Source organism: Nocardia sp. NBC_01388 (assembly GCF_045040085.1).
Taxonomy (GTDB): domain Bacteria; phylum Actinomycetota; class Actinomycetes; order Mycobacteriales; family Mycobacteriaceae; genus Nocardia.
This window is the reverse complement of sequence record NZ_CP109553.1, coordinates 4,504,851-4,521,209: the sequence shown is the minus strand read 5'-3', so window position 1 is coordinate 4,521,209 and position 16,359 is coordinate 4,504,851. Positions and strand designations below refer to the sequence as shown.

16 protein-coding genes and 1 pseudogene are annotated in these 16,359 nt (G+C 66.2%); 13 read left to right on the top strand and 4 right to left on the bottom strand.

Features of this window, described 5'->3' with window-relative positions; genetic code table 11:
- Window positions 1–9: 9 nt before the first annotated feature.
- The 7 genes from OG716_RS22295 to OG716_RS22265 all read left to right on the top strand — a co-directional run bounded on the left by OG716_RS22295 (window position 10) and on the right by OG716_RS22265 (window position 5,711).
- On the top strand, window positions 10–255 hold the full coding sequence (locus OG716_RS22295) for a hypothetical protein (RefSeq protein ID WP_405132713.1): 246 nt from the start codon (window positions 10–12) through the stop codon (window positions 253–255).
- A gap of 145 nt (window positions 256–400) precedes the next feature.
- Complete coding sequence (locus OG716_RS22290) at window positions 401–1,585, top strand: 2Fe-2S iron-sulfur cluster-binding protein (protein WP_405132712.1); 1,185 nt, start codon at window positions 401–403, stop codon at window positions 1,583–1,585.
- Window positions 1,586–1,600: 15 nt separating this feature from the next.
- Window positions 1,601–2,479 (top strand): VOC family protein, encoded by an 879-nt coding sequence (locus OG716_RS22285; RefSeq protein WP_405132711.1) that lies wholly within the window; start codon window positions 1,601–1,603, stop codon window positions 2,477–2,479.
- A 122-nt stretch (window positions 2,480–2,601) separates the two neighbouring features.
- Window positions 2,602–3,816 carry an LLM class flavin-dependent oxidoreductase gene (locus OG716_RS22280; protein WP_405132710.1) on the top strand — a complete coding sequence of 405 codons (1,215 nt, stop codon included), beginning with the start codon at window positions 2,602–2,604 and terminating at the stop codon, window positions 3,814–3,816.
- Window position 3,817: 1 nt separating this feature from the next.
- Window positions 3,818–4,849: a zinc-binding dehydrogenase gene (locus OG716_RS22275; protein ID WP_405132709.1), complete on the top strand. Its 1,032-nt coding sequence runs from the start codon at window positions 3,818–3,820 to the stop codon at window positions 4,847–4,849.
- A gap of 209 nt (window positions 4,850–5,058) precedes the next feature.
- Entirely contained in the window at window positions 5,059–5,307 is a 249-nt protein-coding gene (locus tag OG716_RS22270; protein ID WP_405132708.1) for a type II toxin-antitoxin system VapB family antitoxin, read from the top strand.
- Window positions 5,304–5,711, top strand: a complete 408-nt coding sequence (locus OG716_RS22265) for a PIN domain-containing protein (protein WP_405132707.1) — start codon at window positions 5,304–5,306, stop codon at window positions 5,709–5,711. Before OG716_RS22270 ends, OG716_RS22265 begins: the two co-directional genes overlap by 4 nt.
- Window positions 5,712–5,775: 64 nt before the next feature.
- Here the strand turns inward: OG716_RS22265 and OG716_RS22260 are convergent, their stop codons facing one another.
- Complete coding sequence (locus OG716_RS22260) at window positions 5,776–6,156, bottom strand: nitroreductase family deazaflavin-dependent oxidoreductase (protein ID WP_355123835.1); 381 nt, start codon at window positions 6,154–6,156, stop codon at window positions 5,776–5,778.
- Window positions 6,157–6,507: 351 nt separating this feature from the next.
- Window positions 6,508–7,476, bottom strand: a pseudogene (locus OG716_RS22255) (NADH:flavin oxidoreductase/NADH oxidase family protein); the annotation flags it as partial.
- A 119-nt stretch (window positions 7,477–7,595) separates the two neighbouring features.
- On the opposite strand from OG716_RS22255, the gene OG716_RS22250 reads away from it, so the two are divergent.
- On the top strand, window positions 7,596–8,168 hold the full coding sequence (locus OG716_RS22250; protein ID WP_355123420.1) for a TetR/AcrR family transcriptional regulator: 573 nt from the start codon (window positions 7,596–7,598) through the stop codon (window positions 8,166–8,168).
- 18 nt (window positions 8,169–8,186) lie between these two features.
- Here OG716_RS22250 and OG716_RS22245 read toward each other — a convergent pair whose 3' ends face one another.
- Complete coding sequence (locus OG716_RS22245) at window positions 8,187–9,044, bottom strand: ribokinase (protein ID WP_405132706.1); 858 nt, start codon at window positions 9,042–9,044, stop codon at window positions 8,187–8,189.
- Between the two features lie 77 nt (window positions 9,045–9,121).
- Entirely contained in the window at window positions 9,122–10,657 is a 1,536-nt protein-coding gene (locus OG716_RS22240; protein ID WP_405132705.1) for an MFS transporter, read from the bottom strand.
- Between the two features lie 174 nt (window positions 10,658–10,831).
- On the opposite strand from OG716_RS22240, the gene OG716_RS22235 reads away from it, so the two are divergent.
- From OG716_RS22235 to OG716_RS22215, 5 genes are all read left to right on the top strand, one after another.
- Window positions 10,832–12,100, top strand: coding sequence for a glutamate-5-semialdehyde dehydrogenase (locus OG716_RS22235; protein WP_405132704.1), 1,269 nt, complete (start codon window positions 10,832–10,834; stop codon window positions 12,098–12,100).
- Window positions 12,101–12,125: 25 nt separating this feature from the next.
- Complete coding sequence (locus OG716_RS22230) at window positions 12,126–13,010, top strand: MoxR family ATPase (RefSeq protein ID WP_297627443.1); 885 nt, start codon at window positions 12,126–12,128, stop codon at window positions 13,008–13,010.
- A 4-nt stretch (window positions 13,011–13,014) separates the two neighbouring features.
- Window positions 13,015–14,514, top strand: a complete 1,500-nt coding sequence (locus tag OG716_RS22225; protein ID WP_405132703.1) for a vWA domain-containing protein — start codon at window positions 13,015–13,017, stop codon at window positions 14,512–14,514.
- A 10-nt stretch (window positions 14,515–14,524) separates the two neighbouring features.
- On the top strand, window positions 14,525–14,878 hold the full coding sequence (locus OG716_RS22220; RefSeq protein ID WP_405132702.1) for an MmcQ/YjbR family DNA-binding protein: 354 nt from the start codon (window positions 14,525–14,527) through the stop codon (window positions 14,876–14,878).
- Window positions 14,879–14,984: 106 nt separating this feature from the next.
- Window positions 14,985–16,268, top strand: a complete 1,284-nt coding sequence (locus OG716_RS22215) for an amidase domain-containing protein (RefSeq protein ID WP_405132701.1) — start codon at window positions 14,985–14,987, stop codon at window positions 16,266–16,268.
- The last annotated feature ends 91 nt before the right edge of the window (window positions 16,269–16,359 follow it).

Here is a 16,359-nt window from a genome sequence, read left to right as displayed (position 1 = left end):
GGCACTGTCATGGAACAGGTTTCGTGCCGGTCCTGCGGGACCTGCGTGCTGGTGGAGAAGTTCAGCCCCCAGCACACCAGCGTGCAATGGAACAACGCCGCCGTCGCGGCCTGCACGGAGCTCTCGACCACCGGCCTGAAATCGCACACCTGCAATGCCTTGCGCGCCAGCATCGAGGAGGCTGTCGCCTCGGGCGCGCTGAGCTCCAGCACACGCGACGTCGATGTGCGCACCCGCGGCCGGACCCTCACGTAGATGCCCCGTCATCCCTACTGAACCCGTCATCCCGGGACGCTTTCGGCCGGGATCCACGGTGACCCAGTTGAGACCGGTGGATCCCGGCCGAAAGCACGCCGGGATGACGAGGGCGATGCCGGCGATGGCGATGGCAGTGATCGAAATGGACAGCACAGGAATGGAACTGGTGGAGCGGATGGGAACGGTGGCAGAGGTCGAGCCCGGCACGAAACAGCTCGACGCGGAGGCGGCGCGGCTGTCCGCCGATGCGGTTCAGCTCGAGGTCGATGCGGTACTCGAGTCCGCGCAGGCCAGCGGCATCGCGTCGGTGCGGGTGGTGCGCGTGGTGCGGGAGACCGCGGATGCGGTGTCGATCGAGCTGGCGCCGGAAGCGGCGCATGCCGAGCGGTTCTCCTATAAGCCGGGCCAGTTTCTGACGCTGCGCATCCCCAGTGAGCTGACCGGGTCGGTGAGCCGGTGCTATTCGCTCTCCAGCGCGCCACACGAGGACGGGCCGCTGAAGGTCACCGTCAAGCGGACGGTCGAGGGCTACGGCTCGAACTGGTTGTGCGACAACGCCACCGAGGGCATGTCCCTGCAGGTGCTGCCGCCCGCCGGACTGTTCACGCCGGGCTCCCTGAACACGGATCTGCTGCTGTTCGGCGGCGGCAGCGGTATCACCCCGGTGCTGTCGATCCTGAAGTCGGCGCTGGCGCAGGGCTCCGGCCACGTCACGCTGATCTACGCCAACCAGCACGAGAACGCGGTCATCTTCCGTGCGGAACTGGCGGAACTGGCCGCGGCACATCCGGATCGGCTGCTGGTGCTGCACTGGCTGCAGTCGGTGCAGGGCCTGCCGAGCGTCGAACAGCTTGCCGCACTGGCGAAGCCGTGGGCGGCGCGCGAGGTGTTCGTGTGCGGACCCGGACCGTTCATGGACGCGGTCAGCGCCGCCATGACCGCGCTCGGCGCGGACCGTAAGCGCGTTCATATCGAGAAGTTCGTCTCGCTCTCGGGCAATCCGTTCGAGACCGATGCCGCGGTCGATATGGAGGCCGCCGCCGAGGCCGGTGACAATGCCACCGCCCAGGTCGAACTCGATGGCGAAAACCACGAAATCACCTGGCCACGGCAGCAGACACTGTTGGATGTGCTGCTCGCCAAGGGGCTGGAAGCGCCCTACTCGTGCCGCGAAGGCGCGTGCAGCGCCTGCGTGTGCCGGGTGGTCTCCGGCGAAGTCACCATGCGGCGCAATGAAGTTCTCGAAGACGCCGACCTGGAAGACGGCTATGTGCTGGCCTGCCAGGCGGTTCCGGTGACCGACAACGTCTCCGTCACCTATTCCTGAGTAGGAGTGTTCACCATGGCTGCTTTCAGCTCTCTCGGCTACGTCCGGGCCCGCATCGCCGATGTCGAGGCCTGGCGCGAGTTCGCCTTCGACACCATCGGTTTCGCCGAGGGGACCGGGCCCAATCCGGATTCGGTCTACCTGCGCACCGATGAGCACACCTACCGGCTGGAATTGGTGCCCGGCGAGCGCGACGAGGTCATCGCGGTCGGCTGGCAGGTCGCCGATACCCGCTCGCTGAGCCTGGTGCGCGAAACCCTCGAGAAGGCCGGCGTCGCCGTCACCGCACTGTCGGTGGCGGAGGCTGCGAACCGGCATGTCGAAGAGGCCATCAGCTTCGTCGACCCGTCCGGCTTCACCGTCGAGGTCTTCCACGGCCCGCTGCTCGATCACACCCCGGTGCTGACCAAGTACGGTGCGCGGTTCGTCAATGGCGATCTGGGTCTCGGCCATGTGGTGCTGCCGGTTCGCGATATCGAGGATGCCCGCCGGTTCTACACCGAGGTACTGGGTTTCGCCTCGCGCGGCTCGTTCCGCGTCGGCCCGCCCGACCATCCGATCTGGATTCGCTTCATGGGTGTGAACCCGCGCCACCACAGCCTCGCGCTGATTCCGGGTACCCGCGCGGACGGCCCGGGCATCGTGCACATCATGGTCGAGGTCGACTCCCTCGACGATGTGGGCCGCGCGCTCGACCGCGTCACCAAGGCGGGCTACCACCTGTCCTCGACGCTGGGCCGCCACACCAACGACAAGATGATCTCCTTCTATGTCCGCACCCCCGGCAACTGGGATATCGAATTCGGTTGCGAGGGAGCGCTTGTCGGACCCGACTATGTCGCGGAGGAGATGACCGCGGACAGCTACTGGGGCCATGAATGGGCCCGCGGCTGACCCACCCGGACCAGGCCCGCCGTCCTCGGTGACGGCGGGCCGCCGCGTACCTGCCAGAGCCCCGGCAGGCATGCGGCGAAGATCGGAGCACAACTGAATATCTCGCAAAGGAGCGACGAACATTGAACCAGCCCAACGCGACACCTGCCGGACCCACTCGCTTCGGCTTCTTCATCGCGCCGTATCACCCGCTCAACGGCAATCCCACGCTGCAGATCCAGCGGGATCTGGAACTGGTGGAACTGGCCGATCGGCTCGGCTACGCCGAAGCCTGGGTCGGTGAACATCATTCCGCCGGAATGGAAATCATCGCCGCCCCCGAGGTATTCCTGGCTGCCGCCGCGCAGCGCACCCAGCAGATCCGGCTCGGCACCGGCGTGAATTCGCTGCCGTACCACCAGCCCATGATGCTCGCCGACCGGCTCGCGCTGGCCGATCATCTCAGCAAGGGCCGCATGATGATGGGCATCGGGCCCGGCCAGCTGGCCTCCGATGCCGCCATGATGGGGGTGCCGCCGGCTCGGCAGCGCGAGATGATGCACGAATCGCTCGCGGCGCTGGCGCCGCTGCTGCGCGGTGAGGTGGTCAGTGCCAAGACGGACTGGTTCGAGCTGAACGACGCGCGTCTGCAACTGCTGCCGTATCAGCAGGACGGCATCGAACTTGCTGTGGCATCGACGATTTCGCCGTCCGGTGCGGTGCTGGCCGGTAAGCACGGCGCGGGGCTGCTATCACTGGCGGCGTCCGACCCGAGCGGGTACGAGGCGCTCATGCCGAACTGGAAGGTCTACGAGCAGACCATGACAGCCAACGGCCATACCGTGGATCGCGCCAAGTGGCGGCTCGTCGCGCCCATGCATATCGCGGAGACGCGCGAGCAGGCCCGCCGCGAAGCCGAGTGGGGCGTAGGACATCTCGTCGATTACATGAAGCGGCTCAGCGGTATGGACATGCCGTGGGGCGATACCGCCGCCGCGGCCGTCGAGCAGTGGACCGGGCCCGGTTTCCCGTCCTTCGGCCGCGCCACCATCGGCACCCCCGACGATGCCATCGCCGCCATCGAGGCCCTGGCGCAGCAGTCCGGCGGTTTCGGCATCTTCCTGGTGCTCGGCCTCAATGTCGCGGACTGGGATGCCACCCTGCGTTCCGCGCGCCTGTTCGCCGAACACGTCATCCCGCATTTCACCCGCGCCAATCGCAATCGTGAGGCCTCGCTGAACTGGGCCAACGAGAACAGCGAACGCTTCATGACCGGCCTGCGCGCCGGCATCGAAGCCGCGTTCGTCACGCACGGCCAAGCGCTCGCCGATGCGCTGCAGCCCGAGGAAGGAAACTGATATGCGCGCGGTAGTCATGCGCAACCGGAGGCTGGTTGTCGACGAGGTCCCCGATCCCGTTCCCGGGCCCGGTCAGGTGCTGGTGGAAACCATTGCGTGTGGAATCTGCGGATCCGACAAGGCCGCACTGGATTACACCGACGACTTCCTGCAGGCGTCGCGGGACAGCGGTGTTCCCACATTCTTGTTCGACCCGTGCCGCGATATGGTCATGGGCCATGAGCTGTCCGCCCGCGTCATCGGCGCGGGCCCCGACACCCCATTTGTTGAGGGGCAGAACGTGGTTGCCCTGCCGTGGGCACTGGATACCGCCGGTGGAATCCACGGCGTCGGCTACTCCAATGACTTCCCCGGCGGCTTCGGCGAGCGCATGGTGCTGCAAGCCATGGCCCTGGAGCCGATTCCCGAACACGTGCCCCCGCATGTGGCCGCCATGACCGAACCGCTCGCCGTCGGCTTCGGCAATGTGGCGCGCACCGGCATCGGCCCCGAGGGCACCGGCATCGTCATCGGTTGCGGCCCGGTCGGTTTGGGTGCGATCGCGGCCCTGGTCGAACGCGGCGTCGCCCCGATCGTGGCCTCCGACCCGTCCAAACTGCGCCGCGAAGCAGCGCTGCGGCTGGGCGCGCACCGGGTCGTCGATCCGGCCGTCGAAGATCCGGTCGAGGTATGGGCCGAACTGGCCTCCCCCGGCCAGCAGCTGCACGTCTGGGTCTGCGCCGGCGTCCCCGGCTTGCTCAACGACCTCATGTACAAGGTCCCGCGGGAAACCAAGATCCTGCAGATCGGATCGGTCATGACCGACGACGTCATCCGCCCGATCGTCGGCATCTACAAGGACATCTCCCTCCAGATGTGCATGGTCTACCCCCACGAGGAATACGCGAAAACCCTGCACCGCATAGCAGATGGCGTCATCGACGCCGAATCCCTCGTCACCACCCAGGTCGGTTTCGACGGCGTGGCCGACGCCATAGAATCCCTCCGCCACCCCGACGACCACATCCAAATCCTGGTCCGCCCCAACCTCTGACCACCCGAACACCGCAGCCCCGGCGCCAGTCGGGCCGGTCCCGCCACGCGACGACAAGGGATTTCGAACTTCCGCGCAGCCCGTCTCTGCTCACGCGGCGCTCGTGGACGCTGCGCGGTCGAGAGACGGACTGAGCCTTGATTCCAATCGGGCGCGTATGGTGATGGTGTACATAATTCGTGTATGTCATCAACATTCGGAGGTAGGTCATGACCGTAACCCAGATTGACCTCGATGATGACGCACTGAACGAGGCGATGCGTCTCATGGGAACGACCACAAAGAAGGAGACCGTCAACACTGCGCTACGTGAGTACGCCAAGCAGCTCAAGCGGGTCGAGGCGTTCGACAAACTTTTGGAAATGGGTCAGCGCGGTGACTTCGATGAGGCTGCCAGTGCTCATGCGGCCGCAAAAGCGGCGTGGAAACGAGAGCTGAACTCGGAGCCCACCGAGTGATCGGCTACCTGGTCGACACATCCGCGCTGTGGCATATCTTCCGAAACCCCGAGGCTGCTGAAACCTGGCGCGAGCCTGCTCGGGCCGGCTCGCTGTATATGTGCGAACCTACGCGGGCCGAGTTTCTCTACTCCGCTACCGGGCCGGCGCATCGTGACGAGATGGCCGATGCCCTGGATGAGTTGTGTCAACCGGTGTCGGTGCCGAAGTCGGTGTGGCGGTGGGTTGACGCCGCTCAGTACAAACTGACGCAGCGCGGCCTGCATCGTTCTGCTGGCGTGGTGGACCTGGTGTTGTGCGCGACCGCTGTTCACCACGACCTCATCGTGTTGCATACGGACAACGACTTCACCACTGTTTCGAGCGTGATGAAAGAGCTTCGCGAGCGCGATATTCGTCGCTGACTCTGCCCGTTCGACGGCCGGAGTCAGCGATGCAACGGTCGCGGCAATAGTGCCTTTGTCGTGATCAGCGGTCGGTGAAGGTGATTCGTACGGTGACCGGGGTTGTTTCGAGGGCGGCGAAGGCGGTGCGGGCCAGGGGCGCTAGGAGGGGGTGGGGTGCGAAGGTGCGGGAGCGGGCATCCACGTCGTCGTCCGGGAGGAGGACGGCGGTGCCGGTGCGCCACCGATTGCCCTGGCGGACACGGACATTCGGGTCGGCGGAGATATTGAGGCCCCAGCCGGAACGGAGGCCGTGCTGGCAGATGCCCCAGGCGCCGGATTCGTCGAAGAGCAGGGAGATGGGGACGATGCGGGGTTGGCCGGATTTGCGGCCGGTGGTCTCGAGCTCGGCGGCCAGGGCGGTGCGGACGCCGATGCGGCCGAGGGCGCGGACGGCCGGGTTCATGACGTAGCGGCCGAGGGCGCGTTCGCGCTGGAATTTGCGGGCCTCGCGGGCGGTCGTATTGCGCGGGGCGGGGGAGCGCTTGCTGCGGAAGGCGTCGAAACCATTGCGGCGCACCATGGTGACGGCGGTGCGCCAGGGCGAACGATCCGGGTCGGGGTCATTGCCCGCGCCGAGAATGTGCAGCTGATCGGTGTGCCACTGTAGATCGAGTGCGCCGTCGAAGGCCTTCAGGCCGGAATTGGCGGCCAAGCGCGGGGGCAGGCCGAGCGTAATGGCCGGGGGCCGCAGCATTTCGGTGCCATTGGTGAGCAGATCCGCTGCGGCAGTAGGGAAGACGGCCGTCGGTCGGCCTAGGCCGACCATGTCACAGGTGGCGGTGGCCACCGCTTCCGACATGGCTGCGCGCGAACGGAATCCGCCGGTGACGGCGATCGGTACGCTGCCCGCCGCGGCACGCGCCGACTCGGCGTAGTCCAGGAAGTACGCCTCGCGCGCCCGCGTGCTGTCCGGCACCGTGCTCGGACGGTCCAGCATCGCGGGGGATTCGTAACTGCCGCCGCTGATTTCGATCATGTCCACGCGTTCGGCGGACAACTGCTCGATCACGGCGCGCGACTCGTCCTCGGTGAAGCCGCCGCGCTGGAAGTCCGCGGAATTGAGCTTTATGCCGAGACCGAAGCCGGGGCTCACCGCATCGCGGATGCTGCGCACCACCTCGAGTACGAAGCGCATGCGGCGCTTGGGGTCGCCGCCCCAGTCGTCGGTGCGCTGGTTGGAGCGCGGCGACAGGAACTGCGACACCAGGTATCCGTGGGCGCCGTGAATCTGCACGCCGTCGAAACCGGCAGCCTCCGCAATTCGGGCGGAGGTGCCGAAACGCGTGATGATGTCGAGGATTTCGTCCTCGGTCAGCGCGCGCGGGGCGGGTATGCCCGGAATGCTCACGCCGATGGCCGACGGCGCCACCGTGCGGGTCCGGGTGACGAGCGGATTCGCCTGGCGGCCCGGGTGATTCAGCTGCACCCACACCTTGCTGCCACCCGCCTTGGCGACCGTGGCCCAGCGGGTGAGCGCGCCGAGGTGCCGTTCGTCCTCCATGGCCACATTGCCCGGTTCACCGCAATGCCGACTGTCCACCATCACATTGCCGGTGACGATCAACCCGTACCCACCGGCGCTCCAGCGCGCGTAGAGTCGTTCCAGCCGTTCGCCGGGGGCGTTATCGGGAGTGCCGAGCCCCTCGCTCAGGGCTGATTTCATAATCCGGTTCGGCAGTACCTGGCCACTGGCCAGCGGCAGGGGATCGTGCAGGGTCGTCACGGCTGGGCCCCGATCGTCGTCGAGTGGGTTGGGCGGCGGTCTACACTCGGCGGTAGACCAATCGGTATATTGGAACGGTAGTACACCGATCGGTATACAGCAAGGAAGGGAATACCCCCATGGGAGCGCGCGACCGCCTCATCGACAGCGCCATTGCTCTCATGCGCTGTAAAGGCATCGCCGGGACCGGCATATCGCAGCTACTCGAGCACAGCGGTATCTCGCGCCGCTCGGTCTACCTGAATTTCCCGGGCGGCAAATCCGAACTCGTCGCCGAGGCCACCCGCACCGCGGGGCAGGCCTCCAGCGCACTCATGCGCACCCTCACCGCGGGCGCGGATCTGGCCACCGTCATCGCTGCCTTCCCGGCCATGTGGCGGGAGGTCGTGGTCTCCAGTGATTTCTCGGCTGGCTGTCCGATCGTGGCCGCGGCTTTGGGGCGCAGCGAATCGCCGGAGGCGGCGGATGTGGCGGGAACGACATTCCTCGAGTGGGAGGGAATCCTCGCCGATCGCCTCGAAGCCGAGGCCGTCGAACCCGATGCGGCTCGTTCGCTCGCCACCACCATTGTGGCGGCCGTCGAGGGCGCGGTCATCATGTCGCTGGCGACCCGATCGACCGATCCGCTCGAGCGCGCCGGGAAGCAGATGGCGGAGTTGGTCGGCATGTACACCGGCAAGCCCGTCGCCTGAATCAGCGCGACGAGCGAATCAGCGTGACAGCAGCCGTTCGATCTCACTGCGGGTCGGAATCGATGCGCTGGCACCGAGTTTCGTAGTCGCGAGGGCGCCCGCGGTACTCGCCCAGGCCAGTGCGATCTCCGGACCCTCGTGCCAGTGCGCGGCGAGCGCTCCGGTGAAAGTGTCTCCCGCAGCGGTGGTATCGACGACATTCACCCGCACACCGGGCTGGGGCAGCGTAATGCCGTCCGGTCCACGGTAGATCGCGCCGTCCGCGCCGAGCGTGGTGATCACATGCGGCACCGCATCCAAGGCCGATCCGAGCTGTGCCGCCTCACCCTCATTGACCACCGCGATATCAACCTCGCCCCACAATTCGGCCGGAAGCTCCTGCACCGGTGAGGGATTGAGCACCACCGTCGTATCATTGGCGCGCGCGTGCCGGGCCGCGGCCACCACGGTCGGCACCGGAATCTCCAACTGGCACAGCAGCACATCCGCCGCCGCGATGGCTTCGAGGTCCGCGTCGTCCAATTCGGTCATCCGAGAATTGGCCCCACCCACCACGATAATGCTGTTCTCGCCATTGCCGTCCACCACGATCGCCGCGACCCCGCTGGGCCCGGCCACCCGCCGCAATCGCGAAACCCGCACCCCCGCATCGTGCAGCACCCGCCGCAGTTCCTCGGCGAACACGTCGTCGCCCACCGCGCCCACGAACGTCACCTCGGCCCCGGCCCGCCGCGCCGCAATCGCCTGATTCGACCCTTTCCCGCCCGGTACCAGCGCAAACCCCTCACCGGGCATGGTCTCCCCGGGCTCGGGCCGTCGCCGCACGGTTGTCACCAAATCCATATTGATGCTGCCCACCACCACAATCCGCGCCATAACCGCGACCCTAGACGAGCGCCCTCCGATCCCCGCCCGCCGCGAGTGTGTCGCCCGCGAGTTCAGGACCAGCGGGCCTACTCGGGTGTGTTCGGTGCTCTCGCTTCGCCACTTCCCGGCACAACGTGGTCGGGTTCGAGAGGCGGGGCGCCGATGGCGCAGTGCACCTTGCACTGTGGGGCTGCCGACGGCGGGGCGGTGCTCAGGGCGTCGTCGCGAACGGCGAGGAAGGCGAGGACGGCGGCGGCGATCATGAGGGCGGCGCAGGTCAGCAGGGCCATGCGGAAGCCGTGTTCGAACTTCGAGGGGTTGGTGTAGGCGTCGCCGGTGAGGCCGGCCAGGGGCGGGATGGCCGCTACCGCAAGCAGTCCCGCCGCGCGGGCGACCGCGTTGTTGACGCCGCTGGCGACGCCCGCGTGGCGTTCGTCGGCGGTGGCCAGGACCGTTGCGGTCAGCGGGGCCACCGCGAGGGTCAGACCGATGCCGAAAACGATGGCGGCGGGCAGGACAACTCCGATATAGGAGGAGTGCGGGCCGATTCGAGTCATGAGCAGCATGCCCGCGGCGGCCAGCAGTACGCCCAGGGTGATCGGCTTGCGCGGTCCGATCCGCTGGGCCAGCGCGCCGGAGCGGGCCGAGAAGAAGAGCATCAGCACCGTGCCTGGCAGCATGGCGGTGCCCGCCGCGATCGGACTGAAACCGCCGACCACCTGCAGGGTGAGTACCAGCAGGAAGAACACCACGCTCATGGCGCCGTACATGACGAAGGTGACCGCATTGATCGCGGTGAACTGCTTGGAGCCGAAGACATCCACCGGCACCATCGGCTGCGGCCCGTCGTCCCGGGCCGACCGCCGCCGCTCGACCAGGACGAAGACGACGCCCGCCACCACGCCGACTATCGCACTGCCCACCACCAGCGCCCGGCTGGAATCCTGCTCCGACATCATGGTGAGCGCATAGGTGATTCCGGCCAGGCACAGCGCCGCCATGGCCGCGCCCAGCACATCGAACCTGCCGTGCGCGTTGGCATCCCGGGTCTCGGGCACATGCCGCGCCGTGACCGCGACCACCACCGCCGCCAGCGGAATATTGAGCAGGAACACCCAGCGCCACCCGGCGTACTCGACCAGCCACCCGCCCACGAACGGCCCGATGGCTCCGGCCACGCCGCCCAGACCCGACCACGCGCCGACTGCTCGCGCGCGATTCCCGGGCAGGAACGAGGCCTGAATGATCGCCAGCGATCCGGGCGTCAGCAATGCGCCCCCGACCCCTTGCAGGGCCCGGGCCGCGATGAGCATCGAAATATCCTGCGCCGCACCGCACAGCGCCGAGGCGATGGCGAACCACACCACCCCGATCAGGAACATTCGCCGGCGCCCGAACCGGTCCCCGAGCGCCCCGCCCAGCAGAATCAACCCCGCGAGGGTCAGGGCGTACGCATTGATCGTCCACTGCAGCCCGGCCATCGACGATTCGAACTCGTCGGCGATCTTGGGCAGCGCCACATTGACGACGGTCGCATCCAGCATCGCCATTCCCGATCCGAGAACGGTGGCCAGCAGAACCCAACGTCCGGCAGCTGAAGACAGCCTGATGCTCGCGGTCATCTCTGCACCGTATCCCGCCGGTGGGCAGCGGGTACTTCGATCGAATCCGGTGAGCCCTGCGGATTCCGGGGCCCCACCGTCGCGCATTGTTCCTTCCGGGTGATGATGCAATGGCGCGATAGCGTCACCGAACTCGCCGAATGGCCGGTTCGACTCGGAAAGTAGGCTGTACCCATGACAGCTTCGACCACCACTGAACTGGACAACGTCCGCGAGGTGGTGCACGCCGCGGCGCGCCGGGCCCGGGTGGCGTCGCGCACGCTCGCCCAGCTCACGACCGCACAGAAGGACGCCGCGCTGCACGCCGCAGCCGATGCGCTGCTCGCCGCCAAGGATCGGCTGCTGGCCGCCAATGGCGAGGACATCGAGATCGCGCGCGCCGGTGGCACCGCGGAGGCCCAGCTGGACCGGCTGCGGTTGACCGAACCCCGCATCGACGGGATCGCGTCGGGGTTGCGTCAGGTCGCGGGTCTGCCGGATCCGGTGGGCGATGTGGTGCGTGGTTCCACACTGCCGAACGGCCTGGAAATCCGGCAGGTGCGGGTGCCGCTCGGCGTGGTCGGCATGGTGTACGAGGCGCGCCCGAATGTCACCGTCGATGCCTTCGGGCTGACGCTCAAGTCCGGTAATGCGGCGCTGCTGCGCGGTTCGTCCTCGGCGGTCCGATCCAATGTGGCGCTCGTGACGGTCCTGCGGGAAGCGCTTGCGGCGCAGGGGCTTCCGGAGGACGCCGTACAGCTGCTGCCCGCCGAGGATCGTTCCAGCGTCACGCATCTGATCCAGGCGCGCGGGCTGGTGGATGTGGTCATTCCGCGCGGCGGCGCGGGGCTCATCAATGCCGTGGTGCGCGACGCGCTGGTGCCGACCATCGAGACCGGCACCGGCAACTGCCATATCTTCGTGCACCGGGACGCCGATCTCGCGATGGCCGAAGCCATTCTGATCAATGCCAAGACCCGCCGCCCGAGCGTGTGCAATACCGCCGAGACGGTGCTCATCGACGCCGCCGTCGCCGAGACCGCGGTGCCGCGACTGATCAAGGCCCTCGAGGACAAGGGCGTCACCATTCACGGTGACCTGCCCGGCCTGGTGCCCGCCACCGAGACCGACTGGGCCGACGAATATCTGTCCCTCGATATCGCGCTCAAGGTCGTCCCCGATCTGGATGCCGCGATCGAGCACATCAATCAGTGGGGCACCGGCCACACCGAAGCCATTGTCACCGGCGATCTCGAGGCCGCCCGCGAATTCACCAACCGGGTGGACGCCGCCGCCGTTATGGTCAACGCCTCCACCGCCTTCACCGACGGCGAACAATTCGGGTTCGGCGCGGAGATCGGCATCTCCACCCAGAAATTGCACGCCCGCGGCCCCATGGGCCTGCCGGAACTGACCTCCACCAAATGGATTGTGTGGGGCGACGGCCACATCCGGGCTGTCTAGAACATACGAAGAAAGGGCAGCACCCGTGGCTCCTACCGCAGCACCCATCCAGGAGCCGATCTTCTCGTCGGTCGACGATGTGATCGAGCGCCTCGCCGGAACCGGCTATCTGGCCGACAAGGCCACCGCCACTTCGGTTTTCCTCGCCGACCGGCTCGGCAAGCCGCTGCTCATCGAGGGCCCGGCCGGTGTCGGCAAGACCGAACTGTCCAAGGCCGTGGCCGAGGTGGCCGGCGCCGAACTGGTGCGCCTGCAGTGCTACGAGGGTGTGGACGAGGCGCGGGCCCTCTACGAGTGGAATCACGCCAAGCAGATCCTGCGCATTCAGGCCACCTCCGAAAACGATTGGGCGGAAACCAAAGCCGATGTTTTCACCGAGGAGTTCCTGCTCTCGCGGCCGCTGCTGACCGCCATCCGCCGCACCGAGCCGACCGTGCTGCTCATCGACGAAACCGATAAGGCCGATGTCGAGATCGAGGGTCTGCTGCTCGAGGTTTTGAGCGACTTCTCGGTCACCGTGCCGGAATTGGGCACCATCACCGCCACCCGCAAGCCGTTCGTGGTGCTGACCTCCAATGCCACCCGCGAGCTGTCGGAGGCACTGAAGCGCCGCTGCCTCTACCTGCACATCGACTTCCCGGATGAGGATCTCGAGCGCCGCATCCTGGCCAGCCGGGTGCCCGAGCTCAAGCCCGCCATGGCCGCACAGCTGGTGCGGATCGTGCATGTGCTGCGCGGTATGCAGCTCAAGAAGCTACCGTCGGTCGCCGAATCCATCGACTGGGCAAGGACTTTGCTTGCTCTGGGCGTCAAGGATCTCGACGACAAGACCGTGCGCGCCACGCTCGGAGTTGTGCTCAAGCATCAGGCCGACCACGTGCGCGCCCAGTCCGAGTTGAAGCTGGCCTGAGGCCATGGCCGGCGGTGGATCGAACAAATCCCGCGGGCTGGTGTCCGCGGCCAAACGCGCCGTGATCGCGGGCGCACCCGGGAGCAAACCCGCCGCTGTGCCCGGGCCGGCCGCCGAGTACGGGATCTCCGGGCATCTGGTCGGGTTCGTGGAAGCCTTGCGCGCCAGGGGAATTCCGGTGGGGCCGTCTGAAACGGTGGATGCCGCGCAGGTGATGACCGTGCTCGATCTGATGGATCGGGAGGCGCTGCGCGAGGGGCTGGCCTGCGCGGTGCTGCGCCGCACCACCCAGCGCGCCACCTACGACGGGCTTTTCGATCTCTGGTTCCCGGCCGCGCTCGGTGAGCGCCTCGGGGCCGAGGAAGTCGAGATTCCGTACAAGCCGGACGGCGCGGTTGACATTATCGAACTGCGGAAGATGCTGGCGGAGTTGCTCGTTCAGAGTCCCTCGCCGGAGCAGGAACGGCAGCTGCAGGCGCTGGCCGCGCAGATGGTCGAGCAGATGGGTCAGTACCAGGGCGCCAGCGGGGAGTCCTTCTCCGCATACCAGGCGCTCAAGGATCTGCAGCCCGAGATTCTCGTCGCCAAGCTGATCGCCGGGCTTACCGCGGGTATGGACAATTCCGATTTCGATACCGAGGTCGCCCGCCGCACCGCGCGGCAGCGCATCAAATCGTTCCGCGGCACCGTCGAGGCTGAAACCCGGCGCCGGGTTGCCGAACGCATCGGGCGCGAACGTGTCGCCACCTACGGCGTCGCCCGCCAAGCCGAGGACGCCGACTTCCTGCGCATCTCGCAGAACGAACTCGACGATCTGCGCCGCAGCAGTCAGCGCCTGGCCCGAATTCTGGCCTCACGCCTGGCTTCCCGCCGTCGCCGCTCCCGCCGCGGCGAAATCGACCTGCGCAAGACACTGCGCAAATCCATGTCCACCGGCGGCGTACCCATCAATCTGATCACCCGCAAGCCCCGTCCGGGCCGCCCCGATCTGGTGCTCTTCTGCGATATCTCGGGCTCGGTGGCCGGATTCTCCAGCTTCACCATGGTGCTGGTGAACGCGCTGCGCGAACAGTTCTCCCGCGTCCGCATCTTCGCCTTCGTCGATCGCGCCGACGAGGTCACGCACCTGTTCGACCCCACCACGCCGCTCGATCAAATAACGCGGCGCATCTTCACCGAAGCCGACGTCGTCGGCATCGAAGGCCACTCCGACTACGGCTCGGCCCTGGAGGGCTTCGCCGAAAAGTTCCCCGACGCCATCACCAGCCGCACCTCCCTGCTCATCCTCGGCGACGCCCGCAACAACTACCGCGACCCCGCCCTGGCCACCCTCGAACAGCTGGTGAGCGTAGCGAAACACGCCTACTGGCTGAACCCGGAAGCCGAGAAAATGTGGGGCACAGGCGATTCCGCCGCCAAGAAATACGCCGAAATAATCGAAATGCACGAATGCCGCTCCGCCCGCCAGCTCACCGCCGTAGTAGGCCGCCTACTCCCCGTCTGAGGAGCATCCGATGGCAGAGTTCTTCAACGAAGACATCCTGGCCTACTGCCTCGCCAAACCCGGTGCCTGGCAAGACGAACCCTGGGAAGGCGACGTAGTCGCCAAAGTAGGCGACAAGGTCTTCGCCTTCCTCGGCAATGGCGAATCCATCGGCCTCAAACTCGGCCGCACCCGCGAGGAAGCCGACGAACTCGTCGCGGTCTACCCCGAAGACGTCACCCCGTCCTCCCATATCGGCCGCTTCGGCTGGAACAGGGTGAATATCGGCGGCAAAGTCCCCGTCGACGAACTACACGAACTGATCGACGCCTCCTACGAAGCCTTTCGCAACAAGCTCCCCAAGTCCAAGCGCCCGCCGGTCTGACCAGCAGTCGCATCGCTCGTTAGTCGCTGCAACGAGATAGGCTGCCGGAGGCGACCGCACAGGGGGCGGTCCGGATGAGCCTGGGGAGACGCTGTGAGGCAAGGTCGTGGTCACGTTCGCTGAACTCCGCGATGCGAAACCCGCATCGTGGACGACGGCCGCCGACGACATTCTCGCGGCGGCGAAGCAGTGTGAGCGGATCAAGGACGATATTCACGACAACGGTGTGAAGCCGTTGGACCAGAGCTGGACGAGCAAGGGATACGGCCGGGCCCGCGACGTGCTCACGCAGGTTGCGAATCAGGCTGAGGTGACCGCGATCCTGGCACGATCGGCAGTCGATCCGCTGGACACTCTCGACCATGCGGTCCAAATCGCGCAGAACGAACTTCACAACGGCATCTCGATAGCGGAGGCTGCTGGACTGACGGTTGATCCGAACACCGGTGCGGTCGCACTGCCATCCAACGTTCCGAAGGATGAGATGGCCAGTAAAACCAAGGCGCACACCGACTCGCAGAAGCTCATCAACGATGCGATCGAGGCTGCTACCCAGGCCGATGCGCTCTGCGCCCAAGCCCTGGCCGATGCGAATAATGCTGATATCTCGAAGATTACACGCGACGATGCGCAAAAAATTCAGGCGGACAACACCAAAAAGGCGCTCGAGGAATTACGTGACACAATACCGGACGGGTTGTCGCCGGACGAGGTGGCCAAATGGTGGAGTGGTCTTACACGGCAAGAGCAGTATGACTTGTCGCGGGCTTGTCCGACGGAAATTTACGATATTCCGGGGATACCTGACTCGGCCAAGAAGGCGATCGACAGACCCGACCTCGGTTACAGCTCGGTGGGTACGGTGCGCTACGCGCTGGATAATTGGGACAAGTCGTCGATGGACTGGTCCAACTTGGATAATTGCACGAACTTCGCTTCGAACGCCCTCAAGTATGGCGGCGGAATGAGGCAGAAGGAGAGCATGTTCGGATTGATTCCGCGCCACTTCGATAAGGACGGATGGAGCGATGGAACGAATGGCGACGGCGGCGATCCGATGCCCCCGGGATATACCCACACCAAGTCGTGGGGCGGCGCACAAGGCAACCACGACTTCTTCCTCCGCAACGGTGGCACGGTCGTCACTCCGGATCATGCAAGCCCGGGCGATCTCATGTACTACACCGGAGCTCAGACTGCGGACAACCCACATCCCGGCGAAACGCACCACACGGTCATCGTGACCGGAGTACTGCCCGATGGTCAGGTGCTGTACACCCAACACTCGGACGATGCGAAGAACTATCCACTCAACGGCCGTCTTCCTGAATTCCAAGAGGGTTTGGGACAGCAGAAAGTTGAAATTGTGCAGCCTAAGGTGACCTGGTGAGGGCGGGACGTTGGGTCGCGTTGCCGATAACGTTGACCATGGCGATGGTTGTTCTGCTTGCCCTCCGTATCCGCATTGTCCGACAACGCAC